The 3,807-nt window shown below is 45.6% G+C and carries 4 protein-coding genes; 1 reads left to right on the top strand and 3 read right to left on the bottom strand.

Features of this window, described 5'->3' with window-relative positions; genetic code table 11:
* Nucleotides 1–60: 60 nt before the first annotated feature.
* Together IQ229_RS17445 and IQ229_RS17440 are read right to left on the bottom strand one after the other, a co-directional pair.
* On the bottom strand, nucleotides 61–438 hold the full coding sequence (locus IQ229_RS17445) for a hypothetical protein (RefSeq protein ID WP_194045865.1): 378 nt from the start codon (nucleotides 436–438) through the stop codon (nucleotides 61–63).
* A 17-nt stretch (nucleotides 439–455) separates the two neighbouring features.
* Nucleotides 456–794, bottom strand: coding sequence for a 2Fe-2S iron-sulfur cluster-binding protein (locus IQ229_RS17440; protein ID WP_194045864.1), 339 nt, complete (start codon nucleotides 792–794; stop codon nucleotides 456–458).
* Between the two features lie 75 nt (nucleotides 795–869).
* Here IQ229_RS17440 and cimA point away from each other — a divergent pair, with 75 nt between their 5' ends.
* On the top strand, nucleotides 870–2,531 hold the full coding sequence (gene cimA, locus IQ229_RS17435) for a citramalate synthase (protein ID WP_194045862.1): 1,662 nt from the start codon (nucleotides 870–872) through the stop codon (nucleotides 2,529–2,531).
* Between the two features lie 137 nt (nucleotides 2,532–2,668).
* Here the strand turns inward: cimA and IQ229_RS17430 are convergent, their stop codons facing one another.
* Complete coding sequence (locus tag IQ229_RS17430) at nucleotides 2,669–3,544, bottom strand: M48 family metallopeptidase (protein ID WP_194045860.1); 876 nt, start codon at nucleotides 3,542–3,544, stop codon at nucleotides 2,669–2,671.
* Nucleotides 3,545–3,807 lie beyond the last annotated feature (263 nt).

Below are 3,807 nucleotides of genomic sequence, written 5' to 3'. Positions count from 1 at the left end.
ACTCATAACTTATAACTTATAACTTGTAACTAAAGACGGGTCTGAAGACGGATCTGATCGTTACCACAAGGCACGAATTGGTTCGTTGCCTTGATTTGGATCGCTAGATGGTGTGCTTGTTTCTGAAGAATTTGTATTGCTGTCAGTTGAGTCATCAGCAGAATTCTGAGCAACGTTACTCCTGTTGTCAGGTCTTGGGGCTACAATACCGCGCCTGTTTTCGTTTGTTTCAGTTGTTTGATTTCCTTCTGTTGCAGTTTCTTCATTATTGCTGCCACCACTGCCATTAACATTGATATTGGCTGGCAGGACTTCTGATTTCTTGTCACTAGGAGCGTTAGCAGTTTGTACGCCCATCGGAAAGTTGATGCCTAGTAATGTACCAAGCAGAATGGCTAAACCGCCAGCCATTAAAATTAAGGGTGTCCATCTACCCATCTTGTCTTAACTCCTTTTTAACCTTTTGGTGTCCACACTATTCGAGAACCTTGTCCCCAAAATCCATCAAACTTTGTCACTTTCACATCGCCTAAAACCTGAGTTTGACAGGCTAAACGTAAGTCTGTTGTAGGAGAATGGGGAGGAAGCGAACGGCGTGCTCGATCGCGCCAGTTCGCTGCTGAGACTTTGCCCTCTACCTTAACCGCGCAGGTACCACAACTGCCAATGCCCCGACAGTTTATTACCTTAGCACCGTCATTGTAGAGGTCAATACCATTTTGCAGCAAAATCTTGCGCAGATTGCTTCCATGCTCGCAATCAATTGTTTTACCTTCAGCTATTACTTTAGGCATTTTTAAATTGCCAAACTGGCTTTTTGTTGTATATTGACACATTGCCTCGAAAGTTGTCTCGTCGGTCCCAGTTTTATGACCACAAATTCTTCACCTCAACTTTGGCTCTATGACACTACATTACGGGATGGCACTCAGCGCGAGGGGCTATCTGTATCGATAGAAGATAAGTTACGCATTGCCCGTAGACTCGATCAACTGGGAATTCCCTTTATTGAAGGTGGTTGGCCTGGTGCCAATCCCAAGGATGTACAATTTTTCTGGCAACTCCAAGAAGATCCGCTCAAACAGGCTGAAATTGTCGCTTTTTGTTCGACTCGACGCCCCAACTCTACTGCCGCCACCGAACCGATGCTACAGGATATTTTGGCGGCAGGAACTCGCTGGGTAACAATTTTTGGCAAGTCTTGGGATTTACACGTGACAACAGGACTCAAGACGACATTAGAAGAAAATTTGGCGATGATTCGCGACACCATTGAGTACCTCCGTTCTCAAGGTCGTCGCATTATCTACGATGCCGAACATTGGTTTGATGGCTATAAGCACAATCGAGATTATGCTTTACAGACATTAGAGACTGCGATCGCTTCTGGTGCGGAATGGCTAGTCCTTTGTGATACCAATGGTGGCACTTTACCCCACGAAATTAGCCAAATTGTTCAAGATGTCATTAGTCATTTGTCATTCGTCATTAGTCAAGAACCAATGACTGAGGACAAAGGACAAAGGACAATTCCCCAAATTGGAATTCATACTCATAACGATTCGGAAATGGCGGTTGCTAACGCAATAGCCGCCGTAATGGCAGGGGCAAAGATGGTACAGGGCACAATTAATGGTTACGGTGAACGTTGCGGTAATGCTAACCTCTGTTCGTTAATTCCCAATTTACAACTGAAGGCGGGTTACAGTTGTATCACAGAAGACCAGCTCACACAACTTACAGAAGCTAGTCGTTTTGTGAGTGAGGTCGTCAACCTTGCGCCAGATGAACACGCTCCCTTTGTGGGACGTTCGGCTTTTGCCCATAAGGGCGGTATTCATGTATCAGCAGTGGAACGTAATCCCCTGACTTACGAACACATTCAGCCGGAACAAGTCGGGAATCGTCGCCGCATTGTGATTTCGGAACAGTCTGGACTGAGCAATGTTTTAGCCAAAGCCCGCAGTTTTGGGATTGAATTGGATCAACAAAAGGCAGAGGCTAGGGAAATTCTCCAGCGCCTCAAAGATTTGGAGAGTGAAGGATTTCAATTTGAAGCAGCAGAGGCCAGTTTTGTGCTGTTGATGCACGAAGCTTTGGGAGGCCGCCAGAAGTTTTTTGAAGTCAAAGGTTTTCAAGTCCACTGCGACTTGATTGAGGGGAAAGAAACTAGCAATGCCCTAGCTACAGTCAAAGTCGCCGTTGACGGCAAAAATATTTTGGAGGCGGCGGAAGGTAACGGGCCCGTTGCAGCTTTGGATGCAGCTTTACGCAAGGCTTTGGTGAACTTTTATCCCCAAATTGCAACCTTTGATTTGACAGATTACAAAGTACGGATTCTCAACGGACATACGGGCACGGCGGCAAAAACTCGTGTGTTGGTAGAATCAGGCAATGGTCGTCAACGCTGGACAACGGTAGGGGTTTCTACCAATATTTTGGCGGCTTCCTATCAAGCAGTGGTAGAGGGTTTAGAATACGGTTTGTTGTTACATTCCCAAGCAGAAGCAGCTTTAAAAGCTTCTAGTTGACAAAAGGGATATGTAGTGTAGGGAAAGTTTGCGTTTTTCGATGAAAAGGGGAAGCGATCGCACTTTGGCGATCGCTTCGTACAATCTATTAAGACTTTTGTGCTTATGTAGCCAAAAAGCGGTTGTGAAAAGTAGCTCTACCAATTGCGCCATCCACCTTTGGGTACAACTTCATTATTAGACTTCAGCCCGTGACTTTGCAACAGAGTTTGATATTCTGTGCTGCTTGCCCAACGGTCAATTTCTCGCGCCCGTAGCACTGGCACTGGATGGGTTAATTGGGCTGTACGGGCAGCTTTGACCATTTCACCCAGTTCTGTCTTGCTAATATCATCGTAAGCGCGGGCTTGGGCAACAAAGGCATCGAGATTCAGTTGGGGCGCTAAGGTGGGAGAACCACCAGCCAACTTCATCAACACGGACATGACCACTTTCGGGTCTTGAGTTGCTAGTAATGCGGCGCGATCGCAGGTAAACTCAGCACAACGTACCCATTCCAAAAGTTGCGCCTGTATGGCTTGAGCAACGATTGTACCGACATTGGGCACAATCGCCGCAGCTAATATTAATAAATTTACAGGAGTCAAGTAAACGCTATGGTCACACTTGAGATGCCCTAACTCATGGGCGATTACTGCCTGTATTTCCTCTGGTGTGAGAATATCAATCAGGGAAGTATGTATTACAACAAAAGGCTGCTTACCCCGTACAGCAAAAGTATAAGCGTTGGGAGCCGGATGCTGGCGGACGTACAACTGGGGAGGATCAATATCCAGGATTTTACAGGCATCTAACAACAGCTTGTATAAATCGGGTAGTTGCTTTTCACCCACCAAAATGCTAGAGGCAATATTTTCCACATAGAAAACCTGCTCTGCCATTGGCCCAAGCCAATTTCGCACCAACATATCTATGCCTGGTATCTGCTTGAGCGCTCTGGTAGCTTCCAGGTCTAATGGATGACGAAATGAGTCAGCTTTTAAACCAATCAGCGGGGTTTTGAAGAAGGACATAGTGCAACAAGCTATAAAAAAATACAACTATGGAATCTGGCTGGATAGATAAACAGCCTCCCACAGTTAGTATAACGATTTCATTAAGGGGAGCAGTATTTTTAGCTTCTCGCGATCGCAAACTCTTAAAACTCTTATTCGTCGTTGAGAAAACTAAGCATGAGGCCGGATTTAGTGACACGATCAAAAGTGATCGTGTTTTTCTGTTGTCACTATGAAGATATTAGTACTGAATGCCGGATCGAGCAGTCAAAAGAGTTGCC

The organism is Nostoc cf. edaphicum LEGE 07299 (assembly GCF_015207245.1).
GTDB classification, from domain to species: domain Bacteria; phylum Cyanobacteriota; class Cyanobacteriia; order Cyanobacteriales; family Nostocaceae; genus Nostoc; species Nostoc edaphicum_B.
The sequence above is the reverse complement of the archived record's forward strand: the minus strand, read 5'-3'. Positions and strand labels throughout refer to the sequence as shown.